Here is a 21,396-nt window from a genome sequence, read left to right on the forward strand (position 1 = left end):
TCGATGTGTAAAATTGGCGATCCATCGGCCGGTTTGAGCAGATTTTTACTGGCAACCATGATATTGGCGGCCTCGTCTTGGGCTTCTTGACTAAGCGGCACGTGCACGGCCATTTGGTCGCCGTCGAAGTCGGCGTTAAAGCCCTTACAGACCAGCGGATGCAACTGAATGGCCTTACCCTCGATCAACTTGGGCTGGAAGGCCTGGATACTCAGCCGGTGCAGGCTCGGCGCCCGGTTTAGCAACACGTACTTACCCTTTGTGACTTCATCTAGTGCGTCCCAGACGACGGTTTCGCCGGCTTCGATCATGCGGGTCGCCGACTTAATGTTGTGGGCGAATTCGTTATCGATTAGATGGCCGATGACAAAGGGTTTGAACAGCTCCAAAGCCATCATCTTGGGCAGGCCGCACTGATTGATATTAAGCTCTGGCCCGGAGACGATGACCGACCGACCGGAATAATCTACTCGTTTACCGAGTAGGTTCTGCCGGAACCGGCCTTGTTTGCCCTTGAGCATATCGCTTAATGATTTCAGCCTTCGGCGGCCGCCGGTCGAGCTGACCGCCCGGCCACTGCGAGCGTTATTGTTATCAATTAGGGCATCGACCGCCTCTTGCAGCATTCTCATCTCATTACGACGGATTACTTCCGGCGCTTTCAGATCAATCAATTTTTTGAGGCGGTTATTCCGGTTAATCACCCGGCGGTAGAGATCGTTAAGGTCCGATGTGGCAAACCGTCCACCGGTCAATTGAACCATCGGCCGCAGATCCGGCGGGATAACCGGCACGACCGTCATGACCATTGAATTGGGTTTGATATCGGCCTGTTGCATGCTTTCTAACACCTTCAACCGTTTAACGATTTTCTTTTTGCGCTGCCCCCGGGTTTCTTCTGATTCGGCGCCCAGTTCTTCGATCAATTTGTCCAGGTTGATGGCGTCTAACAGGGCTTTGAGAGCTTCACCGCCCATACCGACTTTTATTATCTGGCGATACTCGGCGGGCAAGTCGCGATAGTCCACTTCGCTCATCAGCCGTAACTCTTCCAAACTCTCTAGTTGGTCTTTTTTCTCGTTGTATTCTTGCATGGCTTCTTCCAGCTCCTTGGTTTGAGCTTCAGCCAGCGCTTTGATATCAGCCTCTTCGGCCTCGGCGGCTTTTTCGTAGCGGGTCTTAATCGCGGTCGAGTCAGCTTCGTTTTCGGCCGCCAAGTCTGCCAATAACTTGTCTCGTTTGTCAGTATCCGCAGACAACACGACATAACTGGCAAAATAAGCGATCCTCTCCAGGTTCTTGACCGTCATGCCGAGCAGGAGCCCCATAGCCGACGGCGTACCGCGCATAAACCAAATATGGGCCACCGGCGCGGCCAGGTTAATATGCCCCATACGTTCCCGACGGACGATCGATTTGGTGACGATTTCGCCTTTCTTATCAACCGCCATCTCCCGGTAGCGCACACCCTTTAGCTTGGCATCATGCGGGTTTAAGTCCTTGACTGGACCAAAGATTTTTTCACAAAAAAGACCATCCCGTTCCGGTTTCTGGGTACGGTAGTTGATCGTTTCCGGCTTGGTCACCTCGCCGTGCGACCAGGACAGAATGTCGTCGTCACTCGCGACCGATAACCGCACGGCGTTAAAATCAGATATGTCCCGGCTGTAGCTGTATCTAGTCATCTTTCTTACCCTTGGCTTTTTTGGCTTTAGCTTTGTCGTCGTCATCATCGCCGCCGCTGCCGTCTTCGGCTAGGGCAAACTCGTCCACCACGCTATCCGCCGTTACGTCTAGCGGTGTGGCCGTGTCCTCATCCGGTTTGACTTGAGGGCTGTGTTCGGCCACATTTTTAATCGATTCGGCCAACAAAGCCTCAGCATCAATTTGCTTAGCATCGCTTTCAATCAAATCAACCTTGAGACCCAAACCCTGTAACTCCTTGACCAGCACATTAAACGACTCTGGCACCTTCGGCCCGACGATTGGCTCTTTTTTGATAATCGACTCGTAGGCTTTGGATCGGCCAAAGACGTCGTCGGATTTGATCGTTAGCATTTCCTGCAATGACGCGGCCGCGCCATAGGCTTCCAGACCCCAAACTTCCATTTCGCCAAAGCGTTGACCGCCGTTTTGGGCCTTTCCGCCCAAGGGCTGTTGGGTGACCATAGTGTAGGGACCGATCGACCGGGCATGGATCTTGTCAACCACCATGTGCTCCAGCTTCAGCATGTACATTGACCCCACTACCGAGTGCTGATTGAAGGCATCACCGCTGCGGCCGTCATATAGTTGGAATTTACCGTCTTCAGGCAAACCGGCCTGCTTCAGCAATTGTTTAATCTTATCGATGCTCACGCCGCTAAATGCCGGCGAGGCGACCTTCAGGCCCAACGTCCGCATAGCCATACCGAGGTGCGTCTCAAACACCTGGCCGATATTCATTCTTGATACCACACCGAGCGGGTTGAGCACGATATCAACCGGCGTGCCGTCGGCCATAAATGGCATGTCTTCGGCTGGTAAGATCCGAGCAATTACGCCCTTGTTGCCGTGCCGGCCGGCTAGCTTATCGCCGACCTGGATTTTTCGCATTTGGGCCACAAACACTTGGATTTGCATGATCACACCGGCCTTAAGATCGTGGCCTTCGTCGCGGCTGAAAACTTTGACGCCGACGACCTTACCGTGCTTGCCGTTGCTCATTCGTTGGGAAGTATCTCTTACGTCTTTGGCTTTTTCGCCGAAGATGGCACGCAGCAAGCGTTCTTCGCTGGATAATTCCTGCTCGCCTTTTGGCGTAATCTTACCGACTAAGATATCACCTTGCCTGACTTCCGCCCCGACACGCACGATACCGTCTTCGTCGAGATGACGTAAACTTTCCTCCGACACGTTGGGGATATCGCGGGTGACGAGTTCGGGACCCAGCTTGGTCTCGCGAACTTCAGTCATATAATCAACGATATGGATGGAAGTGAAGGTGTCGTCCTTAACCAACCGCTCGCTGATAACAATCGAGTCTTCAAAGTTAAATCCACCCCAGGGCATGAAAGCGACCAGGACATCCTTACCAATCGCCAGTTCGCCGCCTTCGATTGACATGCCTTCCGCCAGGATATCGCCTTCTTTGACCTTATCACCAGAATTGACTACCACCCGGTAATTGATATTCGTTCCTTCGTTACTCCGGACAAAATGCGACGGCCGATAAGTCTTTCTGACCTTGGCGTACTTCACTACTACTTCGTCGGCCGTAGCTTTCTCAACCTTGCCGGCAGCTTCAGCTAAAATCAGTTGGCCAGTATTACGGGCGACCACGGCCTCCAGGCCGGTCCCAACAATTGGCGCCTCAGCCTGCAGCAGCGGTACTGCCTGTTTTTGCTGGTTGGCTCCGGTCAGGGAGCGAACGACATTATCTTTTTCGATAAACGGAATCAAACCGGCGTTGGCGCCGATAATCTGCGCTCGGGAAGCGTCCATGTGGGTCACATCGTCGGCGTCGGCTTCGCCGGTCACCAATCGGTTCCTGACGCTGACCCGTGATTCTATAAAATAGCCGTCATCGCTGGTTTCTGTACCCGCCCCGGTGATTACGGCGCTCTCTTCCTCGTAGGCGTCCATATAGACCACGTCATTGGTAACCCGCGACTTAACCGGAAAAGTGACACGCCCAGACTTGGCCAACTTGAGAGCGGCAGCCTTAGTTATTTGTTGGCCTTTTTTGACCACCACCTTGCCTTTGGCGTCCTTGAGGCCTTCTCGTGCAATGTGTCCGGCGGCGTCTTTGGCCGTCACGGCGTTAACTACCTTGCGATACGGCGTTTCCACGAAGCCGTACTCGTTTATCCGGGCGTGGGTGGCTAGGTTAAGTACCAATCCGATATTGCTGCCTTCCGGCGTTTCGACTGTACACATCCGGCCATAATGCGTGGCGTGAGCGTCGCGGACTTCAAACCCGGCTCGTTCTCGGCTCAAGCCACCGGGGCCCATTGAGCTTAAACGCCGCTTATGGGCCAATTCGCTGAGTGGATTGATCTGATCCATGAACTGGCTGAGTTGGGACGAAGCAAAAAATTCTCGTACGGCGGCCACAACCGGCCGGGCGTTGATCAGTTGGCTTGGAGTTACGGTTTCGATTTCCGACATTGACATCCGGTCTTTGGCGTTTCTCTCCATGCGTAACAGACCGATCCTAAATTGCCGCTGGACCAGCTCGCCGACTAATTTCACGCGGCGATTGGCCAGGCTGTCGATGTCGTCTGGTAAATCCTGGGTGTTATTAAGCCGGATAATCTCAGCAATAATGGCGGTCAAATCTTCCAGCCGCATGGTGCGGTTCTTGATAGTATTGGGAACGTTCAAATCCAGCCGGTTGTTGATCTTGTAACGGCCGACACGAGAAAAATCGAAACGCTTGAAACTAAAGAACATGTTTTCCAACAGACTTTTGGCATTTTCTACTGTCGCCAAATCACCAGGCCGCAGCCGGCGGTAAACCTCGATTAAGGCGTCACCGGTTGAGCGGGACGGGTCCTTATCAAGCGTGGCGTCAATGAAGCTGGTCGCACCGCTGTCGACATGAGCAAACAAGTCCTTTATTTGACTATTGTTACTATAGCCCAACGCTCTGAGCAGCGTCGTCACAGGAATCTTGCGGCGGCGGTCAATCTTGACATACATGGCGCCGTTATTGGCGGTTTCAAATTCTAACCAGGCACCACGGCCCGGAATAACTTTGGCACCATATAGACTGGTCGTACCGGACGTTTGAGCGGTAAAGAATACGCCCGCCGAACGGATGAGTTGGGATACGACCACCCGCTCTGAGCCGTTGATAACGAACGTCCCGCGGTCGGTCATCCAGGGATAGTCACCCAAATAAATTTCTTGTTCCTTGACCTCACCAGTCACCTTGTTGATCAATTCAATCGTCGCCATCAGCGGCGCTTCATAGGTTATATTGTTGACTCTGGCCTCGATTTCCGAGATTTTTGGCGCCTCAAATCGGTGCGACTTAAAGTTCATCGACAACTTGATACCGGTATAATCTTCGATCGGATTGATTTCTTCGAAGATCTCGCTCAGGCCAAACTTGACAAACCACTGCCAGGATGACAGTTGGTGTTCGATAAGGTTGTCTAATTTGACGGCTTCGTCGACTTTAGAATAATAAACACGCTCAGTCGTGGCGGATTTGGCCATAAACCCCCTAATTTAAGAACTAACTAAAAATTGATTATAAAGCCAGTATTTTTTATTTTCCTCGATCGAAGCCCATCTAAGACCGGCATCTTACAATGTGCACTATTTTTGGTGCACACTAAAAATGCCCCTTAATCTACTTCAGCTGATTAGTTTGTCAAAAAAGTTCAGCCGAGTCAAGCTATTTGTTCGACCTATTCTTCAATTTTTTTTCGCGCTCGACCTCGTTGGTAATCACCGAGTCAATTAAGCCGTACTTCTTGGCCTCCTCGGCCGTCATGTAGTAATCCCGATCCATGTCGTCGTGGACTTTTTTCAATTTTTGCCCGGTGTGGCTGGCCATAATCTGTTCAGTCGTATTTTTAAGCTTTAGAATCTCCTGGGCGCCGATCTCGATATCGCTGGCCGTACCTCTAAATCCGGACGTCGGCTGATGAATCATGATCTTGCTGTGCGGCAAAGCAAACCGTTTGCCTTTAGCGCCAGCCGCTAGCAGAACGGCGGCCGCGCTGGCGGCTATGCCAGTATTGATTGTCTGCACGTTCGGCTTGATGTATTGCATTGTGTCATAGATCGCAAACAGGTCATAGACACTGCCGCCCGGACTATTGATGTACAGATAAATATCTTTTTTGGGATCTTCATGAGCCAAAAACAACATCTGGGCAACGATTAGATTGGAGGTATGTTCGTTTATTTCCGTGCCGAGGAAAATGATCCGTTCTTTTAACAGGCGCGAATAAATGTCATAGGCTCGTTCGCCCAAATTGGTTTGCTCGATAACAGTCGGAACCAGGATCGACGCGTTTCTCATTAGACTAATTGTAGCGCACCAGGCTGGCACTCGTCAAGCTAGAGTGCCAATCTAGTTTGAAGCGTACTCTGCTAGTTTATTCAGCGTCTTTTCCGTCAGTATCCGGCTAGCTACGTCTCGCCGGCCGTCTTCAGTGTCATAGTGGACTTGGGCATCCGGGCGCTGCTGCTGGCCTTTATAGAGGCTGATTCGTTGATCAATTTCTTCATCATTGACCGACAGCTGCTCGGCGTCAGCCACAGCGCTCAACACCAAGCCGATTTTAACCCGGCGCTCGGCCTGGGGATTAAGTTCGTCTTTGGCCCAGTCAGCTTCGGTTTTTCCGGCTTGTTCGAGATACTCTTTTAACGTCAATCCGCGGTAAACCAAATTATTGATAAAATCCTGACGGATATGTTTGGCCTGTTCCTCCACCAAGGCCGGCGGCACGATCACCTGGCTTTTTTCGACCAATTCCTTGGCTAGGTCGTCTTTTAGCTTGTTATCGGCTTGTTCTAGTTTTTGGCTCAGCAACTGCGATTTAATATCGTCCCGCAGTGATTTAAGATCAGCCACCGGGCCGACCTGTTTGGCCCAATTATCGTCGGCCTTGGGCAGGATAACTTCCTTAACGGTTTTGACTTTGACGTTAAACGCCACGGTTTTACCGGCCATCGGTTTGTGGCTGTAGCTAACGGGAAACTTAACATCAAAGCTTTTGGTTTGACCGACTTTTAAGCCAATTAAATTCTTCTCAAAACCCGGTATGAAAGTATCGGATCCCAGCCTAAGCGGATAGTCTTTGCCGCTCGCGCCAGCGACGGCCTTGCCCTTGGCATCCTTGCCGTCAAAATCGATCCATACTTCGTCGTCTTTCTTGGCCGATCGTTTAACTTCGTTCTTTTGCGCCGTTCTTAGTCTCAAGTTCTCAATAACCTGATCAATTTCCTTGGAGCTGACTTCAGCTTTTTGGGCTTGTTTTCGGAATTTCTTGTAGTCGCCTAGCCCAACCGGCGGAATTATCTCTATCTCGGCTGTAAATTCAAGAACACTAAAAGGTACAAATTTTTTCAGTTCTATTTTGGGGTTTCTCAGCGGTCTGAGCTGTTTATCAATAACAGTCTCGGAGTATAAATGGTTGACTGCCTCTTCCAGCACCTCGCGCTGCAGAGCCTCGGACGTCAGTTGTTTTTCGACCACACTGATTGGGGCCTTGCCCGGTCGGAAGCCGGGCGCCTTTACTTTGGCCTTGAGATTATCAAGTGTATGGTTTTTTATTTTTTTAAGATCAGCCTCATCGCCGCTAATGTGCAGCAATCGTCCGGTCTCGCTCGTCTCTTTTATCTCTACCTTCATAGGAGTGCGATTATAACAAGTGTTCTTTTAAAGAACCAACCCTAAATTTAGGATTAAGTGTCTACTTTTCTCTTTCGTCTTTTAGGATGCTGACTATTCTTTCAATCGAATGTTTGTCCTCCGTGCCAGATTCTAAATCTTTCAGCGTAAACTGCTCTGCGGCCAGTTCTTGCTCGCCCACAAACAAAGCAAAATGAATCTGTTTTTTCACGGCTGCCTTAATCTGTTTGTCCACGTCCCGTCCGGTGACGTCCACTGCCACGTTGACACCTTCATTTCTTAACAGTCCAGCCACACCGTTGGCTTGGCGCAAAACATCGCCGATAACTACCAGATAAACATCTGTCTCGCTGTTTAGCTCCGGCAGCAGCCTATGGGTTTCTAAAAAGTCGTGCAGCGTAACGTCGCCTAAGCCGAAACCGGCCGTCGGTAGATTTTCCACGCCAAACAGTCCCACCATGCCGTCGTAACGGCCGCCGCCAAAAATCGAGCGGTTATTGGTCTCGTCGCTGTCATAAATTTCAAACACGATATCGGTATAATAATCAAATCCGCGCATTAAACTGACGTCGAACCGGGCGTTTTTGATATTACTTTCTTTGAGCAGCGTAAACAGCAATTGGACCTGGCGCATGGCTTTAGATTGCACCACTGATTCGGGCAGATCAGCCAGGCTTTTGGCCTCAATCAACTTGCGCAGCTTCTGATTGGATTGCTCATTGTCAAAAATCCCGGCGGCCTCCCGATAAAAAGCGTCCTCTGGCATTTTATCTTGGCGGTCAAACAGCTTGGCCATTAAATTGGCCTGAACGACGTCCAGCTCCAGATAATCGGTAAAAATTAGATCCATCAGCTTGCGACTGTTAATTCTGATTTGATACATGTCGTCACTGGCTCCGAATGAGCGCATTATGTCGGCGGCAATCATAATCAGCTCGAGCTCGGCGTCGATCTTATCGACGCCAAAGATATCGACATTTAGCTGCCAATGCTCCCGCGAACGCCCGCGCTGTGGCCGTTCATAACGCCACAAATTAGGAATCGAATACCACCTGAGTGGATAGGCCAGCTCTTGGCGTTGGCCAGCTACCATCCGGCTTACCGTTGGCGTCATTTCCGGCCGGATTGCCACCTCCCGGCCGCCTCGATCGGTAAAGTTATACGTTTGTTGTTCGGCGATCTCCTCGCCGCTTTTAGCTCGATAAAGCTCCATTAGCTCCAAAATCGGCGCGTTATACTCTTCGTAGCCGTATTTTTCGACTATTTCCCGCCATTTATTGAACATCCACTTTTGGATGCGCTCATCCGGCGGATAAAAATCCCTGGTGCCTTTATACGGTTGAACTGCTAATGCCATTTGGAGGTGATTATAACAGAGAAAGGCTAGTCATAAGTACCCGTCGAACCAAAGCCGCGTTCCTGGCGCTGAGTACTCCCCAATAACACGTGACTATCCACTTCGGTGAGCCGCGGAATCCAGGCCGGCATAAAAATAGCTTGGGCTACCCTCATATGGCGTCCGACTTCAAAGTGTTCGGTTGAATTATTTTGCAAGAGGACTCCAGCCTCGCCTCTGTAATCAGGGTCAACCGTGCCGGGGGCGTTGGCGATTGTGATGTTATTCATTGCTAGCCCGCTTCTTGGCGCCAACCAATAAAAAAGCGGATAGTTTGGCGCCGTCGCAAAGCCAACGCCTATCAGTACCTGCTGGCCTGGCGGTAGCAAGAGGACAGATTGATTTGGGTTGGACTCGTCAGGGTGCACCCATTTACGAAGTTGTTTATCATCTGGCGAAGCAAAAAAATCAAACCTAGTAAGGCGTTTATACGATAACTCCGGATCAAATTGGTTATTGTGGACAATAGCTCTGGCGTACACATCGTAGCCGATCGCGCCGTCGGTTTTACGCTCTGGTCTTTTACCATCAGGAAAGACGAAAATTGGTACCTCATTAAAATGTTCGTTCGTGGCCGCAAGCAGCGCCTCTTTGCCAACCAATCTCTCAAGGCGCTCGATTCTAGCTTCGTGCGTCAGTTCTGGAGTTGAACCTTGGCCACCCTCTGGTCCCGATGTCATTAGACGTGATTATAGCAGAGCCAACGGTGCAATCGTCCTATGAAATGTTATAATAAAGCGTAAGTAGGAGAACTCTTTATGGAACGTCAAAAGAGCTTGGAAACAAGCGGTAGATCATTGGTGCTCGAGGGAAACGAACATACTCTGGTCTTCATCGCGTCACATAATTATTGGGATAGAGAAGTATCCTATGGATATGGCAATGCCTATATTAGAAACGCAAAGTACAAAGAGTTGTCAGGGGTTTGTTTAATCCTCAACTCCGACGGCACACAAGTTGAAGTTGAAATGACAGGCGGAGAATACGAAACTGGGAGACGATCATCTGCGGTCACCTCGCTTAGGAAGTATTTACATATTCAACCATCGAAAAGCAAGACTATCCCGATTTCATAGCAAAAAAGATACTTGAAGAGTTAAAACTAGCGAGAAACACCGATACAGGCCGTGAAACTAGTTTCATCACCGTATTACCCAACGGAGCTGTGACTCTCGATTTAAGAAAGTTCAAAGACATACACCAGATAGAACATACCCAAGAGCTTATCCAAATGGGAATGCTGGCCGAACGCGGCGGACAAATCCGGTTTCCATCATTAGCTGAATAGTCGTTAGTTATGTGTATTTATTGTTTTCGCATAAATCCGGTGAATAAAGTTATATAATTAATTATATAGTTTCGTAATTTACCCTCTGTTAATTATAAATGCAAACCCATACACAATCGATTGTTACTGATGGGGACTATAGGATATCGCTACTGCTCCCACTTATTGCCCCGACCAAATACTTTATACTACTTGGCCCCCGCTTTAGCGGGTGTGGTGATTAAGTATTTGAAGAGGAAAAACAACAGAAACCTCACCTAAAAACAAACGACCTCCCTGTTTGTTTTCCAATGAGGTTGTAGTTTGCTTTGACGTGGTGGGGATGATAGGACTCGAACCTACACGCCTTAACGGCACTAGGTCCTAAACCTAGCGTGTCTACCAATTCCACCACATCCCCCTAATGCCTATTTTAACAGATATGGAATCGACTCAGCCAGCTAGCAAGTAGCTAGATTGGTTGTCGACTTCGTCGGCTACTCCGATGGCCAATTCGGCCAAATCGAAAACCACCGCGCCCAAGCGTTCTGGCCCCGGTGAATGTGGAAAGCCCTCCGGCAACGGTGGACTATCGCCAACACCAAACTCTGAATCTTCCGTGTCCATGTTTACCTTCGTTTTTATTAAATTAGTTGAACCCTAGTTGCAAATTATACTCTCCTACGTCAATAAGAAGAACCGGCCTTGGCGGCCGGCTCTAAAAAAAGGTACTCGGCGTCCACCTGACGCCGTGTGGCCTAACGCGAAGCTAGGCGGTAGAAAGCCAGCGCCGCGTTTCCGTAACTTCTATTGTCCACCACAACAACTCCATTAACGGTCGGCGCAGACTCCCTACCTGGATGTGATAATACCATAAGCCCATTTGGTTTTAAATGAGCGCCCAGATGCTCGATTGTGGATAAATTAACCTCCGTATAAGGCGGGTCAGCCACGATTAAATCGAACTTATTATCCGCTTGTCGTTTGCCCCAGAACTCGACGTTGGCGAGCGTGGCTTTAGCCCGTTTTTTGAGGTCAAGTAATTCTAGGTTTTGCTCGATAATTTTATGCGCAGTTTTGTCAATATCGACGAATTGGACGAATTTTGCGCCCCGGCTGAGCGCCTCGATACCGATTGCGCCGCTGCCAGCGTAGGCATCCAGCAGGCTCAGGCCGGTTATATCACCCAATATGTTAAACAGCGCGCCTCGTAACTGTTCTGACATCGGGTGGGTACGCCATCCCTTGGGCGCGTAAAATGTCCGGCCGCCTAGCGCTCCGCTGATGACTCTCACGCTTTATTGGCATCGTTAAGCGCCATTAGCCAGGCCAGTGTCACGACTTTGGTAATAACCGGCGCCAACTCATTTCTGACCCAGCGGGCAAGACTCGGCGTCCAGCCTTTACGGTAAAACTCATCGTAGGAGAACTCGGACGCAATCCGCCTAGCCGCGCTGATAAATAACTGATCTAGTCCTTGGGCTTTGGTATTATCAACTTCTATGCTCTTGATATTGGCCGGTTTTAACTTTATCGGGGCAAGGATTGTAGCCACGCCAAATTCAAACAGCCCATGAGTAGTAATTAGCCCCTTTGCCCCCCAGATCATCCAATTTTTTTTGAGCGATTGCCGTCTGGTCTCGCCTCTAACCACAATTTTTTTCTTGATGGTGTCACGAGTTTCGTTGCCAGAACCGCGAATTTTAGTCAGCTCCTCTTCGTAGGGGTAATGGTGCGCTGGGGTTAGGCCATCAACCAACGCGTGGGCTAGCCAGGCAGCTTCAAAGGCCGCCTTTTCCTGGTCTTGCTTAGTCAGCTGGTTAACCAAGTTGTCATAGTGTTTGTGCACGTCCTCGAGTAGCGCCGTGTCATCTGGATTGTACGGATCATAAAAGTGCCAGGGTTCGTCTTGGCCGGTCGACTTAGACTTAATGCCGTCGGGGCCGTTGCGCCCCTCAAAATGATTGATCTGTTTGATAGATGGGAAAAAGCTGTCCTTAGCTGACAGTTTTAGACTCTTGTGGGCCGCCCGGTTGATTTTTTGGTGCACGCCCATCAATTTACCGGATAGATTGGATATTGTTGTGCCGGAATACATATTAGTTTAAATTTGTTATCTTTCTCAAGTCGTTTACGCGTTTTTTCAGTCGGGGGTATTGTAGCAGGTCGGGCGAGCGCAGAAGCGTGTCGTCGGCCGCCTGTCTGACTCTCGCCAGCAATTTGGCATCGCTTAGCTTGGCCATCCTCAGATCGAGCACACCGTGTTGAGCCAGACCATAGACCTCGCCGGGGCCTCTTAATTTTAAATCCATTTCGGCCAGTTTAAAGCCGTCTCTCATCTGGGCAAAAGCTCGAAGCCGCCGGCTAAGTTGCTGGTTGGTTGAGGGAATCGCAAAGCAATACGACTGATACTCTCCGCGACCGACCCGTCCCCTAAGCTGGTGTAGCTGAGCCAGCCCAAAACGTTCAGCGCCCTCGATCAACATCACTGCGGCGTTAGGGACATCCACGCCTACCTCAACTACGGTAGTCGAAACTAAAATGTCATATAGGCCGGTTGAGAAATCAGTCATTATGCGGTTTTTGTCATCGCTTTTTAGCCGACCATGCATTAGCCCGATTCGGCGGTGTTTAAATAAACCTGAGTTTAAGCGTCTGAACTCTTCATTCACGCTTTTAACTCCTAGTACATCCGAGTCATCAACCAGCGGACAAATAACATAGGCTTGACGTCCAGCGGCAATTTGCTGGTCAATTTTGCTATAAACGCTCGGGCGGCTCTCAGGGGGAATTACCTCAGTGATAATCGGCTGTCGGCCGGGCGGTAATTCGTCAATAATTGAGATATCAAGCTCACCGTAAATTGTCAGCGCCAGACTGCGTGGAATGGGCGTGGCCGTCATCGTCAACACGTGTGGCACTTTAGTGGCCTTGCCGAGCAGCTTTTCCCGCTGGTTAACGCCAAATCGATGTTGCTCATCAATAATTACCAGACTCAAGTTTTTAAACTTTGGATGCTTTTGAATAAGCGCGTGCGTTCCTACGATTAAGTCTGGTTCACCCGACTCAATCGATTTAGCAGTTTTCATTTTTCGCTTTTCATTTAATGAACCTGTAAAAATATCCGTTTTAACACCGAACGGACTCAGCATGCTGCCAAGTGTTTCATGCTGCTGGTGAGCCAGGATTTCGGTTGGTGCCATGTACGCCACCTGATAGCCATTGTTTGCCGCCATCAGAATGGCCATGGCCGCAACGATGGTTTTGCCAGAGCCGACATCGCCTTCCAGCAGCCGGTTCATCGGCCGCTTATTATTCAAATCTTGCAGCAGTTGCCAGGCAGCTTTACGCTGGGCGTCGGTCAATTTATAGGCCAAGCTAGCGACGAATCTTTTAGCTAAAGCCTCGTCGAACTTAATAGTCTGGCCAGACTGAGCAGCTATAGCCAGTTTATTTAATTGGCCAGCCAATGTCAGCTCAAATAGCTCCGCAAACCCCAACCGATCCCTGGCCGCCGTCAAATTGGTCGGGTCGTCCGGAAAGTGCAGCTGCTTAAGAGCCTGGTTCAAAGGAAGTAGCCCAAAGTCTTTAACGATAAATGCCGGTAAGTTATCTTGCAGTCTAGCTATTACCGGCAAGACTTCCTGCATTGCCCGGCGGATTTGGAAGGACTTAAGGCGCTTAGTCTCTGGATAAATCGGCACTATACGCGCGGTATTTTTAGGAAACGAGCTAACCAACTCGGCTGCCGGATTGATAATCGAATAGCGGTCCCTATTGAACTGGTAATCACCGGATATAAAGTATTGTTTATCGGGCATAAGGGCCTTGGCCCGGTAAGGCTGGTTAAACCAAGTAATTTTGAGCGTTCCGCTCGGGTCTTTAACTACGGCTTCGGTGATATGCAACCCGCGGCGGACATACCGCTGCTGAACATCTTTAACTTCGACCTTGATAGTAACTGGGCCGGGTTTGATGTTATTAATTTTTACAACATGTGAATAATCGTCGTAACGACGGGGGAAGTGATAAATCAAATCCTCGACCGACTCAACACCCATGCGCTTAAAGAGCGCGGCTACTTTATCCCCCACTCCTTTGATAGTCTCTACCGAGTCCGTCAGTTTCACTGCTCATATCATAGCAACGTACAGTGGTTATGGTTCGGGTTGAGAATAACTTGTGATTAAATATCTGCAATATGCCTGAACTTTTATCGCAAGGACGACCGGCAAATCCTGAGTTTGAGTGGACTGTTGAATTTGATGATTTCGAGGCGGCGTTAAGTGATATCGCTGAAAATGCTGAGTTTCTGGCCCTGATCAAAGGACATTTAGAAGAACAAACCAAAAAGCTGCTCGATGGCCAGCGGTCTTTCTCAGCGCCCGAAGGTCACCTATTTAAAATCAAGGGGCAGCTCAAGCTTGAAAAAGAAGTGAGATATTCCACTTATGGCGATAAGGGCTGGGCATGGAATCAAGCGTATGACCCTGAAACGCGAGCAGATATAATTGTAGACGATTTTTTCTGCTCCTCAGTTGTGTTGTCTACTGATGAAAATGGTGACTACTACCTTTACGCAGAGGATACCATCAAAGAAGGTAATTACCGCACCAAGCTCGGCAAAGATACGCGATTATCAATTGTAAAAATCAACCAAATACAAACCACTGAATAACAATTACTACTTGACCCTCACGAACCGGCGTTTGCCGGCCTGAAGGATATCGCCTGATTTGATATCAACAGAATCGGTGTCTAGCTTATTCTGATTTAGCCGTACGCCGCCTTGTTCGATCAGCCGCTTGGCGTCTGATTTACTCGAGGCCAACTTAGTTTTTACCAACAATTCCGCCAACTCCCAGCTCCCAACCCCTAACTCCAGACTTGGTATATCCTCCGGCAGCTCACCGCCAGAAAACTGGGCCGTCCACTGTTCCTGAGCGGTCTGAGCCGCTGCATTGTCGTGCCAGATAGTTGTAATTTCCCGAGCCATGCGCATCTTTGCCTCTTTAGGATTGGCGCCGGCCTCAATCTGTTGCTTCAAGTCCGCTACTTCTACTAAGGGTACGTCCGTGCACAGCTCCAGATACGGAATTATCTGTTCATCGCTAACCGACATCAACTTGCCATACATGTCCGGCGCTAAGTCGTCAAGCCAAACGCAATTGCCACTGGTTTTACTCATTGGCTGGCCGTCGGTGCCGTTGATCATTGGCGTTGTCAGCACGAACTTCTCTCGATTTTTCATCTTTCGTTGCAACTCGCGGCCGATTAACATATTGAACTCTTGGTCGGTGCCGCCGATTTCTAAATCGACATCGAGCACGACTGAATCATAACCCTGCAACAGTGGGTACATCGTTTCGTGGAACCAAACGGTGTCACCACGCTTTATCCGGCGCTTAAATGCGTCACGCTTAAATAGTTGAACCGAAGAAATGTTGGAAGCAATCTCAACTAAATCTTTTAAGCTGAGTTGGGTAATCCAATCGCCATTTTGTTTAATCGTGACTTTGTCAAAATCAACTATCGGCGCAACCTGATCTTTCCAGGTTTGGATATTAGTCTCGATTTCCTCTTGGCTTACGGTCTTTCTGGCGCTATCGCGCTGCGAGGGGTCGCCAACTAACACTGTACCGGTGCCAAACAATAGGATGGCTTCGTGGCCGGCCTCGGCAAATTCCACTAACTTCTTAATGCCAATAGCGTGTCCAATGTGAAGCTGGCCGCCGGTTGGATCGATACCTAAATAGACTCGGATTTTTTTCCCTGACATTAAGTCTTTTAGTGGCTTGGCGTCGGGCAAGACTTTGGCCACCCGGCGCATAAAAATGTCTTCCATAACTATTTTGTAACAGTATACCTGAGACGCCGTTATTCTGGTTGATGAATGCTATAATGCCTAAGTTAATTTTGGAGCAGTTTAACCACCTATGAGCGCCTATCGGGGGTTTGATTTGGAATCGGCCAAAAGATGGCTGAACGAACATTCCAAACGTGCCGTCAGCAAAGCTAAAGCCACTAAGGTTGGCTTAAGCCGGTTAGTCGGCAACGGCCGCAAAATCAAAGCCAAAGACACCACTGCCAACCTTAAGCAATACGCTAATCTGACCAAACGCGGCCGGGCTAAACGACTCGGGTTGACCAAGTCAGAGTCGCGCCGGCGCAAGCGGGCCGAATACTTAGCTAGTCTGCCGAAGCATCCGCTCAAGCGTTGGGCCTACCGTTTACACCCCAAGCGTTTCTTTAAGTATTGGTTTAGCCGGACGGGCGGTATCATGGCGCTTAAAGTCGCCGGTATTGGCTTTACCGTAGCGGCGGTGGGCGTTATTTCCCTTTTTGCCTACTTCCGAAAAGACTTGCCAGATCCGCGCAACATCACCTTTGAACAGGCCGCCAGAGTGTACGATCGAACCGGCAAGACGCTGCTCTATACCTATGGTTCCGACAGCCAAGTCCGAGTACTAGTTGAGTTTGATCAGATTTCCAATTATGCCAAGTGGGCAACCATTGCGATTGAAGACAAGGACTTCTATCACCACGGCGGTTTTTCTGTTACCGGCGTGACCAGAGCCGCTCTTAACAATATCCTTAGCCCGTCAGATGAGACCCAGGGAGGTTCTACCATCACCCAACAATTTATCAAGAATGCGCTGGTCGGTAGCGATCGGACCCTGACCCGCAAAGTTAAGGAGTTGATTCTCGCGATCGAGCTCGAGCGGTTGTACAGCAAAGATGAAATCCTTAGCTTCTATCTCAATCAAATTCCTTACGGCGCGCTGGAATATGGCGTCGAGGCGGCCGCAAATGGCTTCTTTAATAAGTCCGCTAAAAATCTAACTATTGATGAGGCGGCCTTAATTGCCGCACTGCCTCAGGCGCCATCCTTTTACTCGCCGTACGGTCAAAACACCGATGACCTTATCGGCCGAGCCCACTATGTAATCGACCAAATGGTCAACCAGGGCTACATCACGTCGCAAGAGGGCGACGAGGCCAAAGGTGAAGACACTTTAAAGAAGGTCGTACCACTGAGCAAGCGGAGCGCCTACCGCAACATTAAAGCGCCGCACTTCGTACTAAAAGTGATTGACGATCTGGTCAGGGAGTACGGCCAGGGAACGGTCACCAAGGGCGGTCTAAGAATAGTTACGACTATCGATTTAAAGGCCCAGAAACTGGCCGAAGACGCTATTAAGCACCGCTATAACCAGGGTGGCGCTATGGGTGACAACGCCGCGCTGGTAGCTGAGGATACTAAATCCGGCCAAGTCATAGCCTATGTCGGCAGTCGGGACTTTAATTATAAAAACTACGGTGTCTATGACGCCGCCACGCCAGAGATCGGCCGGCAGCCGGGCTCTAGCTTTAAGCCTTACGCCTACGCCGAGATGTTTAAAAACCCCCGTTGGAGTCCGGGCAGTATCATCTGGGACAGCGCGACCAACTTTAATGGTTACGCGCCGCACGATTTTGACTTTCGATTCCCTGGCCCGATGCGGGTAAGAGAAGCTATCGGCCGCTCACGCAACATTCCGGCCGTCAAAGCCCTCTATATCGCTGGCGTGGACAATGTTATTAAGGAAGCTCAGGCCATGGGGCTCAAATCGCTGTGCGATACCTGCGACTACGGCTTGTCGTTGGTGCTAGGCGCTGGCGAGGTCAAGGTTTCTGAGCACGTTCACGGCTTTGGCACATTTGGCCGGGGCGGCGTTTATAAACCACAGACTTACGTACTCAAGATCGAGAACGGCCAAGGCGAGATCCTCAAAGAATGGAAAGACGATGAAGGAGAGCAGGTCATCGATCCGCAAATCGCCTATCTTATAACCAGCATCTTAACCGACGACCAGGCCCGGGCTGGAACATTCGGTCTCGGTAGCAACCTAGTTGTTCCGGGTTACACCGTCGGCGCCAAGACCGGCACGACCGATTTATCAGTCGATGGCTGGATGATGGGTTACAGCCAACATGTCACGGCCGGCGTATGGGTCGGCAACCACGATTCCAAACCGATGTACACCTTCGTCGAGCCGATGGTCGGCCCGATTTGGAATGAATTCATGCGTAATTACCACAAGGGTAAAAAGGACGTTCCCTTTGAGCGGCCGGAAGGTATAAAAAATGTCAAAATCGACCGCGCCACCGGCCGCAATGCAGGGCCCAACAGTAAAAATGTGATTAATGACATCGCCGCATCATGGTTTGAGGGTGTGCCGGCTTCGGACAACGAAAAAGTTACAATCGACACAGTTTCCAACAAGCTAGCCACCGATTGCACGCCGGAACTGGCTAAGAAAGTTGTGTCCAATACCGGCGCCGCGCCGGAGTTGCCGGCCGATGACCCGATGTTCGCCGCTTGGGCCAAAGGCGCTGGTTACAGCGCTAACACCACCAAGATCAAAGACAAAGACGACGTTCATGACTGTGACGACAGCCCGCCCAACATCACCAGTTTCAGCGTGGTATCGAGTGACTTTTCGGTCGACTATACGGCCGGAACCCACCCACTAAACGACGGCAAGGTCAATTTCTACGTCAACGGAGAGCTAGTTAAAACCTGCACCATCCCCGCAAGCGGCTGCTCGACCAACTCGGCCCAATACACCTATAATAAGAGCTTTTCTGGCACCGTTCGGGTAGAGGTAGTAGACAAGCTTTTATACTCCGACGAGGCTACCGAAAACACCAGTTTCCAAGGCATAACAATTAACATCGACTCTATGAACAGCTGCGGTGGCGGTGATTGTGACGTCGATTTGAGCTGGAACGCGATTGGCGGTACGGTCAATTACCGGTTGTGTGGCTTCCCTGGGGGTTGCAAAAACCTCGGCCCGGTTGCTTCATTTAGCGATGAGGTCGACCACGGCGACTATACCGTCACGGTTGAGGCTAGGAGCGCTGGTAATCAGCTACTGGCTACCGGCTCACGCGATATTGAAGTCGACAACTAACGACCCGTTTTTATCGCTGCTAGTTGGGGGCTAAGTTACTTTGATAAAAACTGATTCAATGCGTCCCGGACGTTAGATACCGGTTTAATAAAACTATTAGTTTTATCGGCCTTAGGGCCAATGGCCGATTTGAAGCCGAGCTTGCTGGCTTCTTTAACCCTGGACTCAGTCCCCTGCACCCGGCGGACCTCGCCGGACAGGCCAACCTCGCCGAACACGACCGAATCATCTTTTAGCGCCATCCCTTTGGCGGCGGTAGCAATCGCCATACAAACGGCCAAATCCGCCGCTGGCTCGGTAATCCTAACCCCGCCCACCACGTTGATATACACGTCCTTATCGCTCAAGCTCAACTTGGTTCGGCGCTCCAACATGGCGATCAGCACATTCAACCGGTTGAGGTCAAAACCAGAGGCCGTGCGCTTGGGGTAGCCGAACACGGTTTTGTTGACTAGCGCTTGAATCTCTACCAGCAGCGGCCGGCTGCCTTCCAGAGTAGCTACCACCACCGAGCCGTCGCTGGCTTGACGTTCAGCCAATAACGCCGCTGACGGGTTGGCAATGGCTTTGAGTCCGCTGTCTGTCATTTCAAACACGCCCGATTCGTTAGTCGAGCCATAACGGTTCTTGACCGAGCGCAGTATTTTGAAGCCGCCGTAGCGATCGCCCTCGAGATTAAGGACCGTATCAACTAAATGCTCCAGCAGTTTTGGCCCGGCGATAGTCCCTTCCTTGGTAACATGGCCGACTAAAATCATCGCCGTCTGGGTTAGTTTCGCGGCCCGGATTAAAAGCTGGCTACTGTTAGTTATCTGAGAACTGGAGCCCTGGGAGGAACCGACCTGCTCGGTTGCAATAGTTTGGATTGAGTCGACAATCACCAGCGAATAGCCGCCCTCATGCAGCGTCGCCACAATATCGTCTGTGCTAGCGCTGGAAGCCAGCGCTAGCTTGCCGGCCGCCAAGCCAAGCCGTTTGGCCCGGTCGGTAACTTGCTCGATTGATTCTTCTGCCGTGATATATAGCACCGGTTTTTGCCTGGCCACGTTATTGGCAATTTCTAAGATTAGTGTGCTTTTGCCGATGCCGGGTTCGCCGGCGACTAGAATTACGCTAGCCGGCACGATGCCGCCACCTAAAACCAGGTCGACTTCACTGATGCCGGTCGTTAGGCGAGGACTAACGCCTTTAGTCTTTTGATTAATCGCTTGGGGCGTAATCGCCCGGCCGGACTTTGCGGCCGAAGCTTCGGCTGACTTCGCGTCCAGCTGCTCGCCGAGCGTGTTCCATTGGCCGCAATTAGCGCAGCGGCCGCTCCACTTAGCGTAGACGGCACCACAGTTTTGACAGGCGTACCTCACCGTTGATTTTGCCATGAACTGAGTATAGCAACTCCTTTGAGCCGGCTAAAGCTTAAGCTTCAGCCGCTAATTGATCGGTTGGAACTTGCTATTTAGGCTCTGCACCAATTGATTTTGTTCTAACGCCACCGAATTATATTGCTCGACCAACTTGTTGTGGTCAGCGACCAGTCCCTTGTAGCTATCGATTAGCTCGTTATAGCCGTTGACTTGGGCATTAAACCCCCCGACAGCGGCGTTATAGGCAGCGATCTGCCCGGACTGGCGCAAGGCGCTCAGGCGCTGTTCTTCGGCATCGAGCTCGGCTTTTCGTGATTCCAGTGATTGTTCGGTCGTCGAAATCCGCTGACGCAGTTGGGTTAGTTGTGACTCCAATCCAGCCAGTCGGTCATTGATCATAGTAAATACTTCCTCGTAGCTTTCGGCTAGGGCAACCAGCTGCAAACGATCGGTAAAATACTTAGCATAATGCTCTTCCAACTCGACTGGCAAACTTCTGATCTCTGAGCCCAACAGCGAATGAAGTTCATTTGGCAGTGCGCCGGGGTCATCTTCCCTGTAGCCCTCCACGGCCTTTAAGAACCGTTCATTGTCCACGGTTTTGAGCGCCTCGTCCGTTAAGCGGTTCAGTCGTTCGCGCTCGCCGCTGCTCAGCCGGGCATAGACGGCGTGTAACAACTCGTGTGCCGCCGTAACTTCCTCGATCCCGGCTAATCTGTCGTCTTCCACTTTGAAAACATAGATTCTATCATGCGAATAACAGCCGAGTACCAGACTGCGATCTATAAACGGACAGTTGAGATTAAAATCATCGCGACTGTTAATTTCTGGTTGGCTGGCATAAAACAACCGCCGTCCGTCGTTACTTAAATAACTTCTGTCAGCCAGGTTGGCGATCTCGGCGGGTGGATCGTAAAACCTTAATGTCCACCAATCCCTGATTTCACGCGTATTATTAAATGCCCACAGCCCGAGCAACAGAGTCACGAGCAAGACCGCCAGATGAATAAAGCCGCGTTGTTTCACCGAGTAATTGTACCAAGTCCTGACCCGAAACGAAG

At 50.4% G+C, this 21,396-nt stretch carries 15 protein-coding genes and 1 tRNA gene; 2 read left to right on the forward strand and 14 right to left on the reverse strand.

The window, feature by feature from the left end:
- The 11 genes from VGA08_03820 to recG all read right to left on the reverse strand — a co-directional run.
- On the reverse strand, positions 1-1,685 hold a 1,685-nt coding region (locus tag VGA08_03820; protein ID HEX9679721.1), incomplete at its 3' end, for a hypothetical protein.
- Complete coding sequence (gene rpoB / locus VGA08_03825) at positions 1,678-5,205, reverse strand: DNA-directed RNA polymerase subunit beta (GenBank protein ID HEX9679722.1); 3,528 nt, start codon at positions 5,203-5,205, stop codon at positions 1,678-1,680. The genes rpoB and VGA08_03820, both read right to left, overlap by 8 nt.
- A gap of 181 nt (positions 5,206-5,386) precedes the next feature.
- Positions 5,387-6,019, reverse strand: coding sequence for an ATP-dependent Clp protease proteolytic subunit (locus tag VGA08_03830; GenBank protein ID HEX9679723.1), 633 nt, complete (start codon positions 6,017-6,019; stop codon positions 5,387-5,389).
- A gap of 51 nt (positions 6,020-6,070) precedes the next feature.
- Complete coding sequence (gene tig / locus VGA08_03835) at positions 6,071-7,354, reverse strand: trigger factor (protein ID HEX9679724.1); 1,284 nt, start codon at positions 7,352-7,354, stop codon at positions 6,071-6,073.
- Positions 7,355-7,415: 61 nt separating this feature from the next.
- Positions 7,416-8,711: a histidine--tRNA ligase gene (gene hisS, locus VGA08_03840; protein HEX9679725.1), complete on the reverse strand. Its 1,296-nt coding sequence runs from the start codon at positions 8,709-8,711 to the stop codon at positions 7,416-7,418.
- A 26-nt stretch (positions 8,712-8,737) separates the two neighbouring features.
- Positions 8,738-9,430: a hypothetical protein gene (locus tag VGA08_03845; protein ID HEX9679726.1), complete on the reverse strand. Its 693-nt coding sequence runs from the start codon at positions 9,428-9,430 to the stop codon at positions 8,738-8,740.
- A 922-nt stretch (positions 9,431-10,352) separates the two neighbouring features.
- A tRNA-Leu gene (locus VGA08_03850) sits at positions 10,353-10,438 on the reverse strand.
- A 32-nt stretch (positions 10,439-10,470) separates the two neighbouring features.
- Positions 10,471-10,644, reverse strand: a complete 174-nt coding sequence (locus tag VGA08_03855) for a hypothetical protein (GenBank protein ID HEX9679727.1) — start codon at positions 10,642-10,644, stop codon at positions 10,471-10,473.
- 131 nt (positions 10,645-10,775) lie between these two features.
- Positions 10,776-11,312, reverse strand: coding sequence for an RsmD family RNA methyltransferase (locus tag VGA08_03860; GenBank protein HEX9679728.1), 537 nt, complete (start codon positions 11,310-11,312; stop codon positions 10,776-10,778).
- On the reverse strand, positions 11,309-12,115 hold the full coding sequence (locus VGA08_03865; GenBank protein HEX9679729.1) for a hypothetical protein: 807 nt from the start codon (positions 12,113-12,115) through the stop codon (positions 11,309-11,311). The genes VGA08_03860 and VGA08_03865 overlap by 4 nt, the downstream gene beginning before the upstream one ends.
- A 1-nt stretch (position 12,116) precedes the next feature.
- Positions 12,117-14,147, reverse strand: coding sequence for an ATP-dependent DNA helicase RecG (gene recG, locus VGA08_03870; protein ID HEX9679730.1), 2,031 nt, complete (start codon positions 14,145-14,147; stop codon positions 12,117-12,119).
- A 71-nt stretch (positions 14,148-14,218) separates the two neighbouring features.
- On the opposite strand from recG, the gene VGA08_03875 reads away from it, so the two are divergent.
- Positions 14,219-14,695 (forward strand): hypothetical protein, encoded by a 477-nt coding sequence (locus VGA08_03875; GenBank protein HEX9679731.1) that lies wholly within the window; start codon positions 14,219-14,221, stop codon positions 14,693-14,695.
- 6 nt (positions 14,696-14,701) lie between these two features.
- Here VGA08_03875 and tyrS read toward each other — a convergent pair whose 3' ends face one another.
- Positions 14,702-15,862 (reverse strand): tyrosine--tRNA ligase, encoded by a 1,161-nt coding sequence (tyrS, locus tag VGA08_03880; protein ID HEX9679732.1) that lies wholly within the window; start codon positions 15,860-15,862, stop codon positions 14,702-14,704.
- A 91-nt stretch (positions 15,863-15,953) separates the two neighbouring features.
- Here tyrS and VGA08_03885 point away from each other — a divergent pair, with 91 nt between their 5' ends.
- Entirely contained in the window at positions 15,954-18,974 is a 3,021-nt protein-coding gene (locus VGA08_03885) for a transglycosylase domain-containing protein (GenBank protein HEX9679733.1), read from the forward strand.
- Between the two features lie 35 nt (positions 18,975-19,009).
- On the opposite strand, the gene radA is transcribed toward VGA08_03885, so the two are convergent.
- Complete coding sequence (gene radA / locus VGA08_03890) at positions 19,010-20,350, reverse strand: DNA repair protein RadA (protein ID HEX9679734.1); 1,341 nt, start codon at positions 20,348-20,350, stop codon at positions 19,010-19,012.
- A 51-nt stretch (positions 20,351-20,401) separates the two neighbouring features.
- On the reverse strand, positions 20,402-21,361 hold the full coding sequence (locus VGA08_03895) for a hypothetical protein (GenBank protein HEX9679735.1): 960 nt from the start codon (positions 21,359-21,361) through the stop codon (positions 20,402-20,404).
- Positions 21,362-21,396: the final 35 nt, after the last annotated feature.

Source organism: Candidatus Saccharimonadales bacterium, from assembly GCA_036397795.1.
Taxonomy (GTDB): domain Bacteria; phylum Patescibacteriota; class Saccharimonadia; order Saccharimonadales; family DASWIF01; genus DASWIF01.

Excerpts from the sequence above, each read along its gene's own strand:
- VGA08_03845 (HEX9679726.1), bottom strand. The coding sequence starts at position 9,430 with ATGACATCGGGACCAGAGGGTGGCCAAGGTTCAACTCCAGAACTGACG.
- tyrS (HEX9679732.1), bottom strand. The coding sequence starts at position 15,862 with ATGGAAGACATTTTTATGCGCCGGGTGGCCAAAGTCTTGCCCGACGCC.
- VGA08_03885 (HEX9679733.1), top strand. The coding sequence starts at position 15,954 with ATGAGCGCCTATCGGGGGTTTGATTTGGAATCGGCCAAAAGATGGCTG.
- rpoB (HEX9679722.1), bottom strand. The coding sequence starts at position 5,205 with ATGGCCAAATCCGCCACGACTGAGCGTGTTTATTATTCTAAAGTCGAC.
- VGA08_03865 (HEX9679729.1), bottom strand. The coding sequence starts at position 12,115 with ATGTATTCCGGCACAACAATATCCAATCTATCCGGTAAATTGATGGGC.
- VGA08_03875 (HEX9679731.1), top strand. The coding sequence starts at position 14,219 with ATGCCTGAACTTTTATCGCAAGGACGACCGGCAAATCCTGAGTTTGAG.
- radA (HEX9679734.1), bottom strand. The coding sequence starts at position 20,350 with ATGGCAAAATCAACGGTGAGGTACGCCTGTCAAAACTGTGGTGCCGTC.
- VGA08_03855 (HEX9679727.1), bottom strand. The coding sequence starts at position 10,644 with ATGGACACGGAAGATTCAGAGTTTGGTGTTGGCGATAGTCCACCGTTG.
- hisS (HEX9679725.1), bottom strand. The coding sequence starts at position 8,711 with ATGGCATTAGCAGTTCAACCGTATAAAGGCACCAGGGATTTTTATCCG.
- VGA08_03830 (HEX9679723.1), bottom strand. The coding sequence starts at position 6,019 with ATGAGAAACGCGTCGATCCTGGTTCCGACTGTTATCGAGCAAACCAAT.
- tig (HEX9679724.1), bottom strand. The coding sequence starts at position 7,354 with ATGAAGGTAGAGATAAAAGAGACGAGCGAGACCGGACGATTGCTGCAC.